The sequence below is a fragment of the Saccharomonospora saliphila YIM 90502 genome (genome assembly GCF_000383795.1).
GTDB lineage: Bacteria > Actinomycetota > Actinomycetes > Mycobacteriales > Pseudonocardiaceae > Saccharomonospora > Saccharomonospora saliphila.
In genome coordinates this window covers 60,950-62,814 of the sequence record NZ_KB912681.1, presented here as the reverse complement: position 1 = coordinate 62,814, position 1,865 = coordinate 60,950, and the positions used below count along the sequence as shown (strand labels likewise).

Here is a 1,865-nt window from a genome sequence, read left to right as displayed (position 1 = left end):
AGCCCCGGCACGGGATGAGGCACCGGCGCCCGTCGGCGGACCGGCCGCCCGAGTGGTGGCGGCGGTGCGGAACCGGCTGCCGGACGCGGCGGAACTCGGCGAACGAGCCGGTGCGCTGGCCGCGCGGCGGTCGACCGTGCTCGCCACGGCGGTCGTGCTGTTCGTCCTCGCCGCACTCGCGGGCTTCGCGCTCACCCGGCTCGTCAGTGGGTAGCGCCGCCACTCACCCGAACCGCTTCGCCGAGGCGTCGGCCTGAGCGAGCCTGCGCAGCGCGACGAGCAGGGCGTCGCCGAACACGGTGCCCACGACGGCGGACTCGACGATCGACTCGGCGGTCTCCAGCCGCGCCACCGAGTCGAGGTCGGCCTCGGCGATCCGTTCGGCCGCGTCGGCGTAGCGGTCGAGCACGACGGCCAGTTCCTCGTGCCCCAGGGAACGCAGCGTGCCCAGCACGCCGACGAGGGCCTCGACGGCGGGAGCGTCCTCGGCGCAGTCCCAGTCCCGTTCGGCCAGCAGCGTGCGCACGCGTCCCCGCGCCCACTCCCGGTCCCCCGCACCGATCTCCGCACCGGCCAGCGGCAGACCCTGGTGCGCGAGGCCGAGCACCGCGTGTACCGGGGCCTTCCGGGAGTCGAGCGCGGCCAGGACCTCCTTGACCTCCGAGATGGACAACCCGCCCACGTCGAGCAACGCGCGCACGAGCCGCAACCTGCGCACGTGCGCGTCGTCGTAGCGCGCCTGGTTCCGGCTGGTGCGCTCGCCGGGGGGTAACAGGCCCTCGCGCAGGTAGTACTTCACCGTCGCGACGGGCACCCCGGACTCCTTGCTCAGCTCGGCCATCCGCATGCGACTCCGCCTTTCTGTGGACCTCTCAGGATGGATAGCGTAGCTTCCCGTTATAGAGAGCGAAGCTATCCACTATCCGACATTGGGGGTTCGTCATGTCCCGACCCACCGCTCCGGTGAGCGCGGCTCACCCCGCCTCACCCGGCGGCGCGTGGCACCGGCCGATGCTGGTGTGCGCGGCCGTCATGGCGGTCTGTGCCGTCGTGTCCACCATCGGTGTGCTCGCCGACGACCGGGTACTGGTCGGTGCCCCGATCTGGCTCAAGCCGTTGAAGTTCGCCCTCTCCATCGGGATCTACTCTGTCACCTGGGCCTGGCTGTTCTCGCTGCTGCGCGGACGGCGGCGTCTCGCGCACCGGGTCTCCACCGTGATCGTGGGTGTCGCGCTGGTCGAGTACGCGGTCATCGTCACGCAGGTGGTGCGCGGCACCACCAGCCACTTCAACCTCTCGACACCGCTGAACACCGCGCTGTGGGGCCTCATGGGGTCCTCGATCATCGTCCTGTGGGTCGGCACGCTGGTGCTCACGCTGCTCCTGCTGCGCACGCCGATCGCCGACGCGGCCACCCGCTGGTCGGTGCGGCTCGGCACGGTCCTCTCCCTGATCGGGCTCGCCCTCGGTGGCCTGATGCTCGGCCCGACGCCGGAGCAACGGGCCCAGCGGCAGGCGGGCACGGGCGGTGACGTGCTCGGCGCGCACAGCGTGGGAGTGGCCGACGGCGGCCCCGGCATGCCGCTCACCGGGTGGAGCACCACGGGCGGCGACCTGCGCATCCCGCACTTCGTCGGGATGCACGCCCTGCAGGTGCTGCCACTGCTCGCGCTCGGCCTCGGCGTGTGGGCGCGCCGACGGCACCGCCTGGCCGACCCGGTGGTGCGGACCAGGATCGTGCTCGTGGCGGGCGGTGTCTACGCGGGACTGGTGGCCCTGGTGACCTGGCAGGCCCTGCGTGGCCAGCCCTTCGTCGCCCCGGACGCGGCCACGCTGGCGGCGTTCGCGGCACTCGTGGCGGGCGG

General features: G+C 72.9%; 2 protein-coding genes and 1 pseudogene. 2 read left to right on the top strand and 1 reads right to left on the bottom strand.

Annotation, left to right across the window (positions count from 1 at the left end; translation table 11 throughout):
- Nucleotides 1–214 (top strand): annotated as a pseudogene (locus SACSA_RS25290) (serine/threonine-protein kinase); the annotation flags it as partial.
- 9 nt (nucleotides 215–223) lie between these two features.
- Here SACSA_RS25290 and SACSA_RS0113740 read toward each other — a convergent pair.
- A complete protein-coding gene (locus SACSA_RS0113740) occupies nucleotides 224–847 on the bottom strand; it encodes a MerR family transcriptional regulator (RefSeq protein ID WP_019816485.1) in 624 nt (207 codons plus the stop codon).
- Between the two features lie 95 nt (nucleotides 848–942).
- Between SACSA_RS0113740 and SACSA_RS26185 the strand changes: the two genes are divergently transcribed.
- On the top strand, nucleotides 943–1,865 hold a 923-nt coding region (locus SACSA_RS26185), incomplete at its 3' end, for a hypothetical protein (RefSeq protein WP_083940252.1).